At 75.2% G+C, this 16474-nt stretch carries 10 protein-coding genes; 6 read left to right on the forward strand and 4 right to left on the reverse strand.

The window, feature by feature from the left end; all coding sequences use genetic code 11:
• The first annotated feature begins 21 nt into the window (after positions 1 to 21).
• The 3 genes from OHA81_RS24045 to OHA81_RS24055 all read left to right on the forward strand — a co-directional run bounded on the left by OHA81_RS24045 (position 22) and on the right by OHA81_RS24055 (position 7405).
• Positions 22 to 657, forward strand: a complete 636-nt coding sequence (locus OHA81_RS24045) for a phosphatase PAP2 family protein (RefSeq protein WP_329199077.1) — start codon at positions 22 to 24, stop codon at positions 655 to 657.
• Positions 654 to 1370, forward strand: a complete 717-nt coding sequence (locus tag OHA81_RS24050) for a phosphatase PAP2 family protein (RefSeq protein ID WP_329199079.1) — start codon at positions 654 to 656, stop codon at positions 1368 to 1370. The genes OHA81_RS24045 and OHA81_RS24050 overlap by 4 nt, the downstream gene beginning before the upstream one ends.
• A 170-nt stretch (positions 1371 to 1540) precedes the next feature.
• Positions 1541 to 7405: a condensation domain-containing protein gene (locus OHA81_RS24055; RefSeq protein ID WP_329199081.1), complete on the forward strand. Its 5865-nt coding sequence runs from the start codon at positions 1541 to 1543 to the stop codon at positions 7403 to 7405.
• Positions 7406 to 7426: 21 nt separating this feature from the next.
• On the opposite strand, the gene OHA81_RS24060 is transcribed toward OHA81_RS24055, so the two are convergent.
• Positions 7427 to 7876 (reverse strand): Lrp/AsnC family transcriptional regulator, encoded by a 450-nt coding sequence (locus OHA81_RS24060; protein WP_329199083.1) that lies wholly within the window; start codon positions 7874 to 7876, stop codon positions 7427 to 7429.
• A 131-nt stretch (positions 7877 to 8007) separates the two neighbouring features.
• On the opposite strand from OHA81_RS24060, the gene OHA81_RS24065 reads away from it, so the two are divergent.
• Positions 8008 to 9009, forward strand: a complete 1002-nt coding sequence (locus tag OHA81_RS24065) for an asparaginase (protein WP_329199085.1) — start codon at positions 8008 to 8010, stop codon at positions 9007 to 9009.
• A 91-nt stretch (positions 9010 to 9100) separates the two neighbouring features.
• Here the strand turns inward: OHA81_RS24065 and meaB are convergent, their stop codons facing one another.
• The 3 genes from meaB to OHA81_RS24080 are packed head-to-tail and all read right to left on the reverse strand — an operon-like array spanning position 9101 to position 14151.
• Complete coding sequence (meaB, locus tag OHA81_RS24070) at positions 9101 to 10087, reverse strand: methylmalonyl Co-A mutase-associated GTPase MeaB (protein WP_329199087.1); 987 nt, start codon at positions 10085 to 10087, stop codon at positions 9101 to 9103.
• Between the two features lie 15 nt (positions 10088 to 10102).
• Positions 10103 to 12295: a methylmalonyl-CoA mutase gene (gene scpA, locus OHA81_RS24075; protein WP_329199089.1), complete on the reverse strand. Its 2193-nt coding sequence runs from the start codon at positions 12293 to 12295 to the stop codon at positions 10103 to 10105.
• Positions 12292 to 14151: a methylmalonyl-CoA mutase family protein gene (locus OHA81_RS24080; RefSeq protein WP_329199091.1), complete on the reverse strand. Its 1860-nt coding sequence runs from the start codon at positions 14149 to 14151 to the stop codon at positions 12292 to 12294. The genes scpA and OHA81_RS24080 overlap by 4 nt, the downstream gene beginning before the upstream one ends.
• Before the next feature lie 773 nt (positions 14152 to 14924).
• On the opposite strand from OHA81_RS24080, the gene OHA81_RS24085 reads away from it, so the two are divergent.
• Positions 14925 to 15860, forward strand: coding sequence for a TauD/TfdA dioxygenase family protein (locus tag OHA81_RS24085; RefSeq protein WP_329199093.1), 936 nt, complete (start codon positions 14925 to 14927; stop codon positions 15858 to 15860).
• Between the two features lie 39 nt (positions 15861 to 15899).
• The gene (ssuE, locus tag OHA81_RS24090; RefSeq protein ID WP_329199094.1) at positions 15900 to 16457 is read left to right on the forward strand and encodes an NADPH-dependent FMN reductase; all 558 of its coding nucleotides are present in this window, start codon (positions 15900 to 15902) and stop codon (positions 16455 to 16457) included.
• The last annotated feature ends 17 nt before the right edge of the window (positions 16458 to 16474 follow it).

The raw sequence follows: 16474 nt of genomic DNA on the forward strand, positions 1-16474 counted from the left end.
CGTAGTAGGGAGCGGCGATCCATGACCCTTCCCGCACACGTCCCCGCCCCGAGCGCACTTCCCGCCCTCGACGGAGCCTCCCTCGACGGCCGCCTGTACACCCGTGTCACCGGGCTCGCCGGCCGGTCGCCGGGCTGGCTCGACGCACTGGTCTCGCACTGGTCGGCGTACGGCCTGGGCCTGTTCGCCGTACTCATGCTGGCCGCCTGGTGGCGCGCCCGGCCCGGGAACGCCCCGCGCCTGGCGATGGCACTGGCCGCGCCGGTGGTCGTCGTCCTCGCCTACGCGGCCAACGCCCTGATCAAGGCCTTGGTCCGGGAACAGCGCCCCTGCCGGACCCTGCACACCGTCACGTTGGAGGCGTGCCCCGGCCCGGACGACTGGTCCTTCCCCAGCAACCACGCCGCCCTCGCGGCCGCCGCGGCGGCCGCGCTCTGGCTCGTCGACCGGGGCATCGGCGCCCTCGCCGCCCTGGCCGCCCTCCTGATGGCGCTGTCCCGGGTCTGGGTCGGCGCCCACTACCCCCACGACGCGGTGCTCGGCCTGGTGGTCGGCGCCGCCGTGGGCTGGTGCCTGACCGTCGCGGCCCGACGCGGCGCCCCCCTGGTGGAGCGGGCCCGCGCCACCCGGCTGCGCCCGTTGGTCGCGCCGAGGTGACCCGAGCGGTGGCGGCGGCGGGGGCGGCAGCCGTGTGCGCCGCGCTCTTCGCCCTGCTCGCCGTCACCGTCGCCGTCCGGCACGGCCTCCCGTTCCCCCTCGACCGGAGCCTGCACGTCTGGTCCGTACGCCACCGGCCCCCCTGGGCCGCCGACTGCGCCCGCCTCCTCACCGCGACCGGTACCTGGCCCCTGCCCTACCTGGGCGCGGTGGCGGCCGGAATGATCGCGGGCCGCGACGCGCGGGAGCGGCGGCTGGCCGTCCCCGCCGCGCTCCTCTTCCTCCTCCTCGCCCAGGCCACCCGCTACGCCGCGCTCTTCCTGGTCCACCGGCCGCGCCCCGCCACGGCCGACTGGGCGACCACCGCCACCGGTTACGCCTTCCCCTCCGGCCACACCACCACCTCCGCCCTCGTGGCCGGGCTGCTGTCCTGGGCCCTGTACCGCACCACCCGCCCCGCTGTCGCCCGTACCGGCACGGCACTGCTCGTCTGCTGGGCGGTGGCCGTCGGACTCAGCCGGATCTACCTCGGCGTGCACTGGCCCAGCGACGTCCTCGGGGGATGGCTGTACGCCCTCACCTGGCTCGCGGCGGGCCACGCCGCGCTCGCGCATGCCGCGCGGACGGGGACGCGCCCCTTGCAGACACTTCCCAGCGGGCCTCGTCCGAAGTTCGAGCGCCGCTCAGCGGGTCGATACGGCGCGCTTCCCTAACCTGCCCGTCAGAAGGTTCCGAGCACCTCCCGGGCGACCGGCGAGGCATCGCGACGACACGCGGACACGGCCGGTCGGCCGTGGGGATGGGGCGGGATGTCTGACATCGGCACCACGAACGATCCGGTCACCCGGCAAGCGCACACCGGACGCCGCCCCCGGGGCCGGAGATGATCCCCCTGTCGTTCGCCCAGCGCCGCCTGTGGTTCCTCCACCGGCTCCAAGGCCCCTCGGCCACCTACAACGTGCCCTTCGTCCTGCGCCTGCGGGGCGAACTGGACACGGACGCGCTGGAGGCGGCCGTACGGGACCTGGTGGCCCGGCACGAGAGCCTGCGCACGCTGTTCGTCGAGGACGAGCACGGCGACGCGTTCCAGCGCATCGTGCCGCCGGCCGGCGTGCCGCTGTCCGTGCCGGTGACCGACGTGGCGCCCGAGGAGGTGCCGACCGCCGTGGCGCGCGCCGTGTCCCATCCGTTCGACCTCACGGCGGAGATCCCCGTACGGGCGAGCGTGCTCAGGTGCTCACCCGAGGAGCACCTGCTGGTGCTGGTCGCCCACCACATCGCCTGCGACGACGAGTCGGGCAGGCCCCTCGCGCGCGACCTGTTCGCCGCCTACGGGGCGCGGCGCGCGGGACGCGCACCCGGGCAGGGCGAACTGCCCGTGCAGTACCAGGACTACACGGTGTGGCAGCGCCACCTGCTGGGCGACGAGGACGACCCCGCCGGCCTCGCGGCGGCCCAGGTGTCCTACTGGCGCGAGGAACTGGCGGGCGTCCCCCAGCCGTCGGCGCTGCCCACCGACCGCCCGCGTCCCCCGGCGGCGAGTTACCGCGGTGACCTGTACGAGTTCACGATCGAGCCGAAGCTGCTGTCCGGGATCGAGGAGCTGGCCGCCGGCCACGGCGCGACGGTACCGGTGACGATGCAGTCCGCCCTGGCCGTGCTGCTGCACCGGCTGGGCGCGGGCGACGACCTCACGATCGGCTGCCCCGTCACCGACCGCACCGAGGAAGCCTTCGCCGACCTCGTCGGCTTCTTCGTCAACACCTGGGTGCTACGGCTGGACCTGACCCGCAACCCCTCCTTCTCGGACCTCCTCGGGACGGCCGCCACCAAGGCGCTGAACGCGTACGACCTGCACGACGTGCCGTTCGAGCGGCTGGTGGAGCTCATCGCCCCCGAGCGTTCCACCGCCTACCACCCGCTGTTCCAGGTGCGGTGCGCCTGGCAGCCCGCCCCGCCCGAGATCGAGGTCCCCGGCCTCCGGGTCGCCTTCGAGCCCGCCTGCACCGCCGCCGCCACCTGCGACCTGTCCTTCCTCATCGTCCCGGACCCGGCCGGAGGAGCGCGGGTCCGCCTCTCCTACGCCACCGACCTCTTCGACCGCGGCACGATCGAGGGGCTCGCCGCCCGGTTCCTGCGCGTGCTGCGCCGGATCGTGGCGGACCCGGGCGTCCGGGTCGGCGCCGTGGACGTCCTCGACGACGACGAGCGCGAACGGCTGCTGGGGCTGGCCGGCGGCGCGGCCACCGCGGGACCCGGGGAGACGGCCGCCGCGGGGCCCGGGGAGACGGTCGTCGCGCTCTTCGCGCGTCAGGCGCGGGCCACTCCGGACGCCGTGGCCGTCCTCGATGCGGACCGCTCCCTCACTTACGGGCAACTGGACGCCCGGGCCGACCGGGTGGCGCGGGAGCTGATCCGGCGGGGCGCCGGTCCCGAGAGCCTCGTCGGGCTCGCGCTGCCCCGGAGCGCCGCGCACGTCGTCGGCCTGCTCGCCGTCCTCAAGTCCGGCGCGGGCTGCCTGCCGCTGGATCCCGACCGGGCCGGCGCGCCGCCGCTCGACGCCGTACTCGCCGACGCGCGCCCGGTGCTGATCCTGACCGGCTCCGCCACCGCGGCCACCCTGCCCTGCGGAGACGTCCCGCTGCTGTGCGTGGAGGACATCGGCGACGGGGCTGCCGGAGGCCCGGTCCGGGGCGCCGGCCCGCTCCCCGACCACCTGGCCTGCGTGCTGTACGGAGCCCGAGAGCCCGGTGGGCTCGTCGTCACCCACCGGAACCTGGCCGACGGCGTCCGCAGGCTGACCCGGCGCCTCGGTGTCCTCGCCGGCCGGCGGATGCTCGCCGGGTCCCGGTCCGGCTCCGACGCGTCGGCGTACGAGATCCTCACCCCGCTCTGCGCCGGAGGCAGCGTCGAACTCAGCTATGCGGAGCAGGCGTTGACACAGTCCCGTGGCCGCCCCGCGCAGGTGATCAGTACGACCCCGTACGCGTTCGCCGCCCTGGCGGACCGGATCCCGCCCGGGACCGGCGTACGCGCGCTGGTCTTCACCGGAGAGCCGCTGCCCGCGTGGCTCGCGGACCGGGCCCGGGCGGCCGTTCCCGGTGTACGGGTGGTCGACGCCTACGGCCGGGCCGACGCCTTCTGCCTCCCGGAGTTCCCCGAGCACGGCCCGGACGCCACCGGCGTACGGACCTACGTACTCGGGCCGGGTCTGGCGCCCGTGCCGCCTGGGGCGGTCGGCGCACTGTACGTCGCCGGCGCCGGCGACGTCGGCCGCGGCCACGCCGGGCGGCCCGGCGCGACGGCGCAGCGGTTCGTCGCGGACCCCTTCGGCCCGGCCGGTGGCCGGATGTGCCGGACGGGCGACCTGGCGCGATGGGGCGCAGACGGCCGGCTGGAGGTCCTCGGCCCCGCCGCGGCGCAGGTCACCGTGCGCGGGCTGCGCATCGAAGCGGCGCTGGTGGAGGGCGCGCTGACGGCCCATCCGGCCGTCTCCCAGGCCGTGGTAGTCGCCGGTGAGGGCCACGGCGGCAGCCCCTGCCCGGTGGCCTACGTCGTACTCGGCGGCGGCGAGGACGGCGTCGGCGGCGGGTACGGGGCCGAGCTGCGGCGCTTCGTCTGCGCGCGGCTGCCCGACCACCTGGTGCCGGCCTCCTTCACGGTGCTCGACCGGATGCCGTTGACGGCGGACGGCACGCTGGACCGGGCGGCGCTGCCCGCACCCGACCTCGCCGACCGCGTCCACCGCGCCCCGCGCACCGCCACGGAGGAGGTGCTCGCAGAGGCGGTCGGGGAGGTGCTCGGTCTGCAACGGGTCGGCGTGGACGAGGACTTCTTCCTGGCCGGCGGTGACAGCATCCGCTCCGTCCAGGCCGCCGCCCGGGCCCGCTCCCGGGGCGCCGACGTGACCCCGAAGGACATATTCGAGCACCGCACCGTGGCCGACCTGGCGGTGGTCGCCGCCGGACGGACCCGCGACACCCCGGAGCCCGCCGAACCGGAGGGCGACGGCACCGGCTGGATGCCGCTGCTCCCCGCGGCCCGGCAACTGCTGGGCCGGGGCGGCGTCACGGACCGGTCCGCGCGGGCGCAGTTGCTCGAACTCCCCCTGGAGACCGACCGGTCGACCCTGATGGCGGCCCTCGGTGCGGTCCTGGACCGCCACGACGTGCTGCGCACCCGGTTGGTGCAGTACCCGGAACCCGGGCTGCGGATCGAGCCCGTCCAACTCGTGGGCCCGGCCACGCTGGTGCGCCGGATCCCGTGCGGCGGCCCGTGGGACGAAGACCTCATCGCCGCCGAACTGGACGCGGCCGCCGGCCGGCTGGACCCGGCCGCCGGGGTGATGGCCCAGTTCGTGTGGTTCGACCGCAGCGCCGTGGGGCGGGGCGGCACCGGACGGCTGCTGGTCGTCCTGCACCGGCTCGTCGCCGACGCCGCGTCCTGGCGGATCCTGCTGCCCGACCTGGCCGACGCCTGGGCCCGGGCCCGGTGCGGGCGCGCCGCGCTGCCCCGGGCGGGAGCCTCCGTGAGCCGCTGGGCGCACGCACGGCAACGACAGGCGGCCCGTCCGGAGCAGGTCGCCGAGCTGCCGGCCTGGCGGGAGGTCCTCGCGGCTCCGGACGCCGTCCTCGGCAGCCGCCGTCCCGACCCCGCCGTGGACGTGACGGCCACCATGGAGACCGTACGGGTACGGGTCCCGGCGGCGGTGGGGGAACCCGTGCTGACCACCGTCCCCGCCGCCTTCCGCTGCCGGGCCGAGGACGTACTGCTCACCGCCCTGACCGTGGCGCTGGCCCAATGGCGCCGGGGCCGGGGCGGTGCGCAGACCTCCTCCCTGATCCGCCTCGAAGGCGACGGCCGCAACCTCGACGCGGCGGCGGGCGCCGATCCGGACCGGACCCTCGGCCCGTTCGCCGCCGCGTTCCCCGTACGCCTGGACGCCGGCGGCATCGACCTGGACGAGGCACTCGCCGGGGGCCCCGCCGCCGGGCGCGCCCTCAAGACCGTCAAGGAGCAGCTGCGCGCCGTCCCGGGCGAGGGACTCGGCTACGGGCTGCTGCGCCACCTCAACCCGGGGACCGCCCCCGAACTGGCGGCGTACCCGGAGCCGCAGATCGGCTTCGGGTTCCTGCGCCGCTTCGGCGAGGGCGACATGCCGGTCGGTCTGCGGGGCCTCGGCTGGCTACCGGCCGCCGACGGGCAGGAGCGGGTTCCGGCGCCGGACGGGCAGGCGCCGGCGCCCTCGGCGCTGGAGATCGAAGCCCGGGCGACCGAGGGCGGGGCGGGCAGCGAACTCACCGCTTCCTTCGGCTTCCCGGCGGGCGTGCTGTCCGAGGCGGAGGTGTCGGAGCTGGCCGGCCTCTGGGTCACCGCGCTCACCGGCCTGGCCCGCGACGCCCGGCGGCCGGGTGCCGGTGGCCTGACGCCCTCGGACGTGCCGCTGGTGACGGTGGCGCAGGCGGAGATCGAGGAGTGGGAGGCCCGCTACGGGCGGCTGGCCGAGGTGCGGCCGGTATCCGCCGCCCAGTCGGCCCTCCTGCGTCCCGCCGGCCCGGCCGGGTCCCCGCCCGCCGTCCACCCCGTGCAGTTCGTCATCCCGGTGGAAGGCCGGGTGGACCCCGTACGGATGCGGGCCGCCGGGCAGGCCCTGGCGGTCCGCCACCCCAACCTGCGGGCGGGGTTCGTCACGGCCGCCGGCGGCGACCTCGTGCGGATCGTCCCCGAGGACGTGCCGCTGCCCTGGCGGCACCTCGACCTGGCGGGAGCCGACGAGGCCGTCCGTGACGCGGAGAGCGGGCGGCTCCTCGCCGCCGAGCGCGCCGCCCGCTTCGACCCGCTCGCCCCGCCGCTGGTCCGGCTCGCCCTGATCGGCCTCGGGGACCGCGCGCACCTCGTGGTCACCGCGCACCCCGCGCTGTTCGACGACCGGTCGGCAGCGGTGCTGATGAAGGACCTGGCCCGGCTCTACGGCGTCGGCGGGGACGCCTCGCTGCTCGCGGCCGCGCCGGGCCGCGGGGAGCACCTGCACGGGCTCGGGCCGCTGCGGGGGGAGGCGCACGCCCCGGCGCAGTCCGCCCCCCTGGCCGCCGGGCCTGCGGACGGGGCCGGGACCGGCCGGGTCGAGGTCGAGGTGGCGGCGGGCGACGCGCTGGGGCTGTCCCGGCGCGCCGCGGAGCTGGGGATCGCCCCGGACACGCTGGTGCGGGGCGCCTGGGCGATCCTGCTCGCCCGGCTGGCCGGCCGCCGCGACGTGGTGTTCGGCGTGAGCGAGACCGGTCGGCCGACCGAACCGCCCGGCGCCCGGGAACCGGTCGGCCTGTTCGCCCGCACCGTCGCGGTACGGGTCCGCTACGCACGGGGCGACACGGTGGCGCAGCTCGTGCGGGCGCTTGACCGTCACCCGGGCGAGGGCCCGGCGAGGCCGTTCGACTCGCTGGTGGTCCACGAAGCGTGCCCGGACGGCCCGTACGGTCCGGACGGCTCGTGCGGGGCCGCCACCTCGGCGGGCATCACCCTCAAGGGCGTCCGCTCCACGGGGTGTTCCCCGTACCCGCTGACGCTGCGCGTCGCCGGGGCCGGTACGCGGTTCACCCTCGACTTCCGCTCCGACTCCTACGAGCGCAGCACGGTGGAGGCGCTCGCCGCGTCCTTCGCCGGAGTGCTGGCCCAGGTGCAGTCCGATCCGCGGGTGCCGGTGGACGCGGTGGACGTGGGGGTGGTGCGGACGCGGGCCGCCGCGGGCTGACGGGACGGGGGCCGGTCCCGGCTACACCGGCAGGCCGGTCGGTTCCTTGATCCGCTTCATGATGATCTGCGAGTTGACCTCGGTGACCCCCGACAGGGCCGTGAGCTGCTCGATCCACAGGCGCTCGTACGCCCGCAGGTCCGCCACCGCGATGCGCAGCAGGCAACCGGGGCTGCCGAAGAGGCGGTAGGCCTCGATGACGTCGGGGATGTCCTGGAGCGCGGCTTCGAAGGCCTCCACGGCGGCGCGGTCGCGGCGGACTTCGACCGAGACCAGCACCTCGAAGCCCCGGCCCACGGCCTCGGGGTCGATCACCGCGCGGTAGCCCTGGATCACCCCGTCCTGTTCCAGCTGCCGCACCCGGCGCATGCAGGGGGAGGGGGTCAGGCCCACGCGCTGGGCCAGCTCCTGGTTGCTGAGGCGGCCGTCGCGCTGGAGCTCGCGCAAGATTTCCCGGTCAATGGCGTCCATCACGCAATTATCACCCAAGCGTTCCGGCCCGTCGTGCCGCAATCGGCAATCGCATTGCGCGTAGATCTCTCTATCATTGCCGGTTGTAGCAAATCTGTGCGGACGTCGTACGAGAGAAGGTGGGGCAAGGGATGGGACGCGTCGTCGTCATCAGCACCGGCGGGACGATAGCCAGCCGCTGGCAGGGTTCCGGGTTCGCCGCCGACGCCGACGGCAGCGAGGTGATCGCCACCGCGCCCCTGCCCGAGGGCGTCACCGTCGAGGTGGTCGACCTGTTCAGCGTGAACAGCCCCCGGCTGACCACCGCCCACCAGCTCACCCTGCTGCGCACGGTCCACGAGGTGCTGGCCGACCCGGACGTGGAGGGCGTCGTCGTCACGCACGGCACCGACACCCTGGAGGAGTCGGCCTTCCTGCTCGACCTGCACCACCACGACCCCCGCACCGTGGTCTTCACCGGCTCGCAGCTGCCCATGGGCTCCGCCGACGGCGACGGCCCCGGCAACCTCTACGACGCGCTGCTGACCGCCGCCACCACGCGCGGGCTCGGCGTACTGGTCGCCTTCGCCGGCCGGGTGCACGCCGCCCGCGGCACCGTGAAGACGCAGGCCGTGGCCCTGGACGCGTTCGCGGACCCCTCGAAGGAACTGCTCGGCAAGGTCGGCTTCGGGAAGGTCACCGTACTGCGCACCCCGCAGCGACCGGCCCCGCTCGCACTGCCCGCGATGCCGGAACTCCCGCCGCGCGTGGACATGGTCATGCACCACGCCGACGGTGACGCGACGCTGCTGAACGCCGCCGTGGAGGCGGGGGCGCGCGGGATCGTCCTGATCGGTACGGGCGCCGGCAACGCCACGCCGGAAATCGTGGACGCCGTCGCCGCCGCCGTCGCCCGCGGGGTCCTCGTCGCGCTCACCACGCGCGTGGCGGCCGGCCCGGTCACGGAGATCTACACGCACGGCGGCGCGGTCGACCTCGTCGCCGCCGGAGCCGTGCCGACGGGCACCCTGCGCGCGGGACAGGCCCGGATCGCGGTCCTGTCCGCTCTGCTCGCCACCGACGACCCGGCCGAGCAGTCCCGGGTGCTGCGGGCGGCACTGTCCTCGGGCGACCCGGTCCTGGTCGGAGCCTGACCCGCCGGGCGCCCGGGCCCGGGTCCGGGCCCGACCCGGCTCGGGGCCCGGGCCCGCACGGGATCCGGGCTCAGGCCCCGAGCGCTGCGGCTCAGAGCCCCCCGAAGGCGCCCAGGATCCGGTCCGCCGCCAGCGTGGGGGTCACGGTGCCCTCCCGGACCGCCGCTTCGAGGCCGGGTGCGAGGGCCCGTACCGCCGGGTCGGCGCGCAGCCGCTCCAGCAGCTCCTCCCGGACCATGGACCACGTCCACTCGACCTGCTGCGCCGCCCGCTTGGCGGCGAGGCGGCCCCCCGCGTCCAGCAGCCGGCGGTGCTGTTCGAGCCGGTTCCAGACCTCGTCCAGGCCCGCCGACTCGCGGGCGCTGCACGTCAGGACCGGCGGGGTCCACGCCGCGTCGGTCGGGTGCATCAGCCGCAGCGCGCCCGACAGTTCGCGCGCCGCCGCTTTCGCGTCGCGCTCGTGCGGGCCGTCCGCCTTGTTGACCGCCAGGACGTCCGCCAACTCCAGGACGCCCTTCTTGATGCCCTGCAACTGGTCGCCCGTACGGGCCAGCGACAGCAGCAGGAACGAGTCGACCATCCCCGCGACCGCCGTCTCCGACTGGCCCACGCCGACGGTCTCGACGAGGACCACGTCGTAGCCCGCCGCCTCCATCACGATCATCGACTCGCGCGTCGCCTTGGCGACCCCGCCCAGTGTCCCCGCCGACGGCGAGGGCCGCACGAAGGCCGCCGGGTCCACGGCGAGCCGCTCCATCCGGGTCTTGTCGCCCAGGATCGAGCCGCCCGTCCGCGTCGACGAGGGGTCGACGGCCAGGACCGCCACCTTGTGGCCCAGGCCCGTCAGCATCGTCCCGAACGCGTCGATGAACGTCGACTTGCCGACGCCCGGCACCCCGCTGATGCCGATCCGCCGGGCGCGCCCCGCGTGCGGCAGCAGCTCCGTCAACAGCGCCTGCGCCAAGCCCCGGTGGGCGGGCAGGGTGGACTCGACGAGGGTGATGGCACGCGCGATGAACGCGCGCTTCCCGTCGAGCACCCCCTTGGCGTAGGCCTCGACGTCGATCTTCGGAGCCATCGTCTCGCGCCGCCCCTACAGCTCGTGACCGAGGTCCGCGGCCAGCCGCGTCACCAGGTCGTGCGCCGCGTCCGGGATCACCGTGCCCGGCGGGAAGACCGCCGTCGCGCCCATCTCCAGCAGCGTCGGGACGTCCGCCGGCGGGATCACCCCGCCCACCACGATCATGATGTCCTCGCGGCCCTCCTCCGCCAACTGCTCGCGCAGCGCCGGTACGAGGGTCAGGTGACCGGCCGCCAGCGACGAGACGCCCACCACGTGGACGTCCGCCTCGACGGCCTGGCGGGCCACCTCCGCCGGGGTCTGGAACAGCGGGCCGACGTCCACGTCGAAGCCCAGGTCGGCGAAGGCCGTCGCGATCACCTTCTGGCCGCGGTCGTGCCCGTCCTGGCCCATCTTGGCGACCAGGATGCGCGGACGGCGGCCTTCGGCCTCCTCGAACCGGTCGACGAGCGCACGCGTGCGCTCCACGGACGGGGACTCGCCTGCTTCGGTGCGGTACACACCCGAGATCGTACGGATCTGGCTCGCGTGCCGCCCGTACACCTTCTCCAGTGCGTCCGAGATCTCACCGACCGTCGCCTTGGCGCGCGCCGCGTCCACCGCCAGCGCGAGCAGGTTGCCCTCCCCGCTGCCGGCCGCGTTCGTCAGCGCCCGCAGCGTGTCCTGCGTACGCGCCTCGTCCCGCTCCTCGCGCAGCCGCCGCAGCTTCTCGATCTGCTGGCTGCGCACCGAGGAGTTGTCGACCTTGAGGACGTCGATCGCCTCGTCGTTCTCCACCCGGTACTTGTTCACGCCGATCACCGGCTGCCGCCCCGAGTCGATCCGCGCCTGCGTGCGCGCCGCGGCCTCCTCCACGCGCAGCTTCGGGATGCCCGCGTCGATGGCCTGCGCCATACCGCCGGCCGCCTCGACCTCCTGGATGTGCTGCCAGGCGCGCCGGGCGAGGTCATAGGTGAGCTTCTCGACGTACGCGCTGCCGCCCCACGGGTCGATCGACCGGCAGGTACCCGACTCCTGCTGGAGCAGCAGCTGGGTGTTGCGCGCGATCCGCGCCGAGAAGTCCGTCGGCAGGGCGAGCGCCTCGTCCAGGGCGTTGGTGTGCAGCGACTGGGTGTGCCCCTGGGTCGCGGCCATCGCCTCGACGCAGGTGCGCGTCACGTTGTTGAAGACGTCCTGCGCGGTCAGCGACCAGCCGGAGGTCTGCGAATGGGTGCGCAGCGACAGGGACTTGGCGTTCTTCGGGTCGAACTGCTTGACCAGGCGCGCCCACAGCAGTCGCGCGGCGCGCAGCTTCGCGACCTCCATGAAGAAGTTCATGCCGATCGCCCAGAAGAACGACAGGCGCGGTGCGAACGCGTCCACGTCCAGACCCACCGCCTGCCCGGCGCGCAGGTACTCCACGCCGTCCGCCAGGGTGTACGCCAGCTCCAGGTCGGCCGTGGCCCCGGCTTCCTGGATGTGGTAGCCGGAGATCGAGATGGAGTTGTACCTCGGCATGTTCTGCGAGGTGAAGGCGAAGATGTCCGAGATGATCCGCATCGAGGGCTTCGGCGGATAGATGTAGGTGTTGCGGACCATGAACTCTTTGAGGATGTCGTTCTGGATGGTCCCGGCGAGCTTGTCGGGGGAGACGCCCTGCTCCTCCGCCGCCACGATGTACAGCGCGAGGACGGGCAGCACCGCGCCGTTCATCGTCATCGACACCGTCATCTTGTCCAGCGGGATCCCGTCGAACAGCTGCCGCATGTCGTAGATCGAGTCGATCGCCACGCCCGCCATGCCGACGTCGCCCGTCACCCGCGGGTGGTCGCTGTCGTAGCCGCGGTGCGTGGGCAGGTCGAAGGCGATCGACAGGCCCTTCTGGCCGGCCGCGAGGTTGCGCCGGTAGAAGGCGTTGGACTCCTCCGCCGTGGAGAAACCGGCGTACTGGCGGATCGTCCAGGGCTGGTTGACGTACATCGTCGGGTACGGGCCGCGCAGGTACGGCGCCACGCCCGGGTAGGTCCGCAGGAAGTCCAGGCCCTCCAGGTCGGCCCCGGTGTACAGCGGCTTCACGCCGATGCCCTCGGGCGTCTCCCACAGCAGGTCCGCGGCCGCCGTACCGGTGGACTCCTTGACGGCGGCCCGCCACTGCTCCTCGGAACCGGACGGCGCCGTCCCGGAGTCCAGCGGGAGTTCGGAGAAATCGGGGATCGCGGTGCTCAAGACGCCACCTTCATCCGGTCGAGTACGGAGGACAGCACGGCGACGGCGTCACAGCCGGCGAAGACGTACTCGTCCACTGCGTCCTGGGCGGTTCCGGGCTTCCCGGCGAGGAACACGGTCGTCGCGCCCGCCGAGCGCAGCGCGGCGGCCACCGCCCCGGCCTGCTCCTCGTACAGCGCGTCGCTGGAACACAGCACCGCCATGCCGTCCGCGCCGCTCGCGGCGTAGGCCGCGGCCGCCGTCTGCGGGTCCACGGACACCGGGTCGTGGACCGGCTCGATGCCGCCCGCCTGGAACAGGTTCGCGGCGAACGTGGCGCGCGCGGTGTGCGCGGCCGCCGGGCCGAGCGCGGCGAGGAAGATCCTCGGCCGGGCGCCGGTCGCGGCGAGGTGTGCGTCGCTGCGTGCGCGCAGCGCCTCGTACGCCTCGTCGCGCCGCACGCGCGGCAGACCGCCCGTGGGTCCCGCGGGTGCGGGTTCCCGCACGACGGGCTTCTCCGACAGCAGCGGGAACTCGCTGACGCCGGTGACGGGTTCGCGGCGCTTGGCCAGCTTCTCGGACCGCTCGGCCCAGGTGGCGGCGAGCCGTTCGGCGACCAGACCGGAGCGCAGGGCGGCCGCCTGGCCGCCGGCCTTCTCGATGGTCTGGAAGAAGGCCCAGGCGGCGTGGGCGAGTTCGTCGGTGAGCTGCTCGACGTAGTACGAGCCGCCGGCCGGGTCGATCACCCGGGACAGGTACGACTCCTCCAGCAGGATGGTGGAGGTGTTGCGGGCGATCCGGCGCGCGAACGCGTCCGGCAGGCCCAGCTCGTGGTCGAAGGGCAGCACGGTGACGGCGTCCGCGCCGGCCACGCCCGCCGCCATGCAGGCGACGGTGGTGCGCAGCATGTTCACCCACGGGTCGCGCCGGGTCATCATCACCGGCGAGGTCACCACGTGCTGGTGCTGCGTGCCCGCCTCCGGGGCCCCGCAGGCCTCGGCGACGCGGGCCCACAGGCGGCGCGCGGCGCGCAGCTTGGCGATGGTCAGGAACTGGTCGGCGGTGGCGGCGTAGCGGAACTCCAGCTGCCCGAGGGCCGCCGCCTGGCCGAGACCGGCCTCCGTGAGGGCGCGCAGGTACGCCACGCCGGTGGCCAGCGACAGCCCCAGCTCCTCGGCGGCGCTGCCCCCGGCCTCGTGGTAGGGCAGGGCGTCCACGGTCAGGGCCCGTACGTGGGGCCAGGCGTCGGCCGTGCCGGCCGCGAGGGCGGCGGCTTCCGCGAGCTCCAGCGGTTCACCGGTACGGGCCTCGTGGCCCAGCGGGTCGGCGCCCAGGCAGGCGCGGGCGGCCCCGGGGGCCACCCCGCGTTCGGCGTACAGGGCCAGCAAGGCGCGGGCGGCGTCGGCGTATTGGGCGCCGGCCTCGAGGGTGACCGGGGCGAGGTCGAGGTAGACCCCCTCAAGGGCGCGGCCGAGGCCGGTGACGGGGAAGCCGCCTTCGCCGAGGGTCAGCCACAGGGAGGTGGTGCCGTTCTCCAGATCGGCCAGCGCGGCCTCGTTGACCCGCGCCGGATCGGTCCCGGCGAGCCGCTGGCGCACGTCCCAGCCGGAGGCGGAGGTGCCCTCGGGCCGGCCGCCGCGTACGAAGGGGGCGAAGCCGGGGAAACCGGTGGCGTCCCCGCCGGGGCGTGCGGTGTACAGCGGGCGGGTGCGGAGCCCGTCCTCAAGCGTCGTGGACAGAGCGTCTTCAGCTGCCTCGCCGGTGACTTCCTTGCCCGACTTGCGCAGTACGCCCTCAACCAGGCGCTGCCACTGCTCATGTGTCGCGTCAGGAAACTCGGCGGCCAGGGAGAGCCCGTCGTCAGGCAGGACCGTCATGGCTCGAATGCTAGGGGGGCCGCTCAATCGAGACCATAACCCCCGGATGTGATCTCGCACTCCCAGGTCAGACACCCCGGCCCGCGCCGCCGGCCCGCGCCGCCGGCCCGCGCCGCCGGCCCGCGCCGCCGAGCCCGCGCCGCCGGCCCGGGCGGCCCGGGCGGCCGGGGCGGCCCGGGCGGCCGGGGCGAGTGGCCGGACCCCCTGGTTCACGCCGGGTCCGGGGCGCCGGCGTGGCGGGGGCGTTGCAGAGGCGTGAAATCCGGCCACCGTTTCCGGCCGCTCAGGCGGGATCGGCGTGCCCTGCGGTGGGGGATGAACGTGCTGGTCAGGGGGGTGTGGGGGTGCGCGGGACGGGCCGCTCCGGGGTCGCTCGGCGGGGGTTGACCGTCGAGCCGGCCGCTGCCACGCTCCGGGACATGTCCGCGAACGAGCTCCTCGCCCCGCGGCTCCACACCCCCGGCCGCTGTACCGCGCCGGGCGAGTGTCAGGGCCGCTGTCCGGCCCCCCGCCGCGCCTGAGCGCCGCCCCCGAGGCGTCCGCCCGGCCCGAACGCCGTACCCCGGCGGGCCGGAGCGCCGCACCACCGCCGCACCCCGCAGGTCGGAGCGCCGCACCCCCAACGGCCCGGGCGCGCGCCACCGCCGTATCACCGTCGGCCTGAACGCCGTACCCCCGCCCGGCCCGAGCGCCGGGTCCCGTCACCACCGCTGCCACCCACCGGCGCCTTCCCCGCGCCGGTGGAGTCCGGCGCGCACATTCAGGGAGCCCCCATGACCACCGCCACCACCGCCGTCACCGTGACCAGGATCGGCGGGCGCATCGGCGCCCGCATCGACGGCGTCCGCCTCGGCGGCGACCTCGACGCCGCCACCGTCGCCGACATCCGCGCCGCGCTCCTCGCCCACAAGGTCGTCTTCTTCCGCGGCCAGGAGCACCTCGACGAAGCCGGCCACGAAGCCTTCGCGCACCTGCTCGGCACGCCCGTCGCGCACCCCACCGTCCCCTCCGCCGACGGCCGTTACGCCCTCGGCATCGACTCGCACCACGGCGCCCGCGCCAACCAGTGGCACACCGACGTCACCTTCGTGCCCGCCTACCCCGCCTTCTCCATCCTCCGCGCCGTCACCGTCCCCCCCTACGGCGGCAACACCCTCTGGGCCAACACCGCCACCGCCTACGCCCACCTCCCCGAGCCGCTCCGCGCCCTCGCCGACCGCCTGCGCGCCGTCCACTCCAACGAGTACGACTACGCGGCCCTGCGTCCCGACGCCCTCCCCGAGGCCCTCGCCCAGTACCGCGAGGTGTTCACCTCCACCACCTTCCTCACCGAGCACCCGGTCGTCCGCGTCCATCCCGAGACCGGCGAACGCACTCTCCTGCTCGGCAACTTCGTCCAGCGGATCAGCGGCCTCACCGGCCGGGACTCCCGACTCCTCCTCGACCTCTTCCAGGCGCACGTGGAGAGCCCCGAGAACACCGTCCGCCACCGGTGGCAGGCCGGCGACGTGGCGATCTGGGACAACCGCGCCACCCAGCACTACGGCGTCGACGACTCCGAAGACCACGAGCGCACCCTGCGCCGCGTCACCGTCGACGGCGACGTCCCGGTCGGCCCGGACGGGGTCCCGTCCCGCCTGATCAGCCCGGAGGCCGTGCCCGACCCCGCCTTCGGGATCCCGTCCGGTGCCTCCACGGCGACCGACTGACCCTCACCGCCCCGCGACCCGCCGCACCAGGAGACCCCCGTGCCCCGACTGCTCGCCCTCACCGGCAGCCCCTCCGTCCACTCCCGCACCGCCGTCGTAGCCGACCACGTCCTGCGCAGACTCACCCACGCGGGCTTCGAGACCGCGCACCTCGCCCTGCGCGAGCTGCCCGCCGCCGACCTCCTGTCCGCCCGCCGCGGCGAGCCGGAGATCCGCCGGGCCCTGGAAGCCGTGGCCGAAGCGGACGGCCTGGTCATCGCGACCCCGGTCTACAAGGCCTCGTACACCGGTCTGCTCAAGGCCTTCCTCGACCTGCTCCCGCAGGACGGTCTCGCCGGAAAGACCGTCCTGCCGCTCGCCACCGGCGGCAGCCTCGCCCACGTCCTGACCATCGACTACGCCCTGCGCCCGGTCCTCGCCGCGCTCGGCGCCCGCCACGTCACCGCCGGCCGGTTCGTCCTGGACTCCTCCGTCGAGCGCGGCTCCGGCCCCGACCGGCTGCGGCCGGAGGCGGAGCTGGACCTCTTCCAGGCGGTCGACGAGTTCGCCGAAGCCCTGCGCGCCACGGCCGGCGCCGTCCTGACCCCCGCCCCGTAACCCTTTCCCAGATCCCG

The sequence above is a fragment of the Streptomyces sp. NBC_00667 genome, from assembly GCF_036226825.1.
Classification (GTDB): Bacteria; Actinomycetota; Actinomycetes; order Streptomycetales; family Streptomycetaceae; genus Streptomyces.

What these genes read in the sequence shown, in the direction of transcription:
- OHA81_RS24045 (WP_329199077.1), top strand. Translation starts at nt 22, where the DNA reads ATGACCCTTCCCGCACACGTCCCCGCCCCGAGCGCACTTCCCGCCCTC.
- OHA81_RS24055 (WP_329199081.1), top strand. Translation starts at nt 1,541, where the DNA reads ATGATCCCCCTGTCGTTCGCCCAGCGCCGCCTGTGGTTCCTCCACCGG.
- OHA81_RS24060 (WP_329199083.1), bottom strand. Translation starts at nt 7,876, where the DNA reads ATGGACGCCATTGACCGGGAAATCTTGCGCGAGCTCCAGCGCGACGGC.
- OHA81_RS24065 (WP_329199085.1), top strand. Translation starts at nt 8,008, where the DNA reads ATGGGACGCGTCGTCGTCATCAGCACCGGCGGGACGATAGCCAGCCGC.
- meaB (WP_329199087.1), bottom strand. Translation starts at nt 10,087, where the DNA reads ATGGCTCCGAAGATCGACGTCGAGGCCTACGCCAAGGGGGTGCTCGAC.
- OHA81_RS24080 (WP_329199091.1), bottom strand. Translation starts at nt 14,151, where the DNA reads ATGACGGTCCTGCCTGACGACGGGCTCTCCCTGGCCGCCGAGTTTCCT.
- OHA81_RS24085 (WP_329199093.1), top strand. Translation starts at nt 14,925, where the DNA reads ATGACCACCGCCACCACCGCCGTCACCGTGACCAGGATCGGCGGGCGC.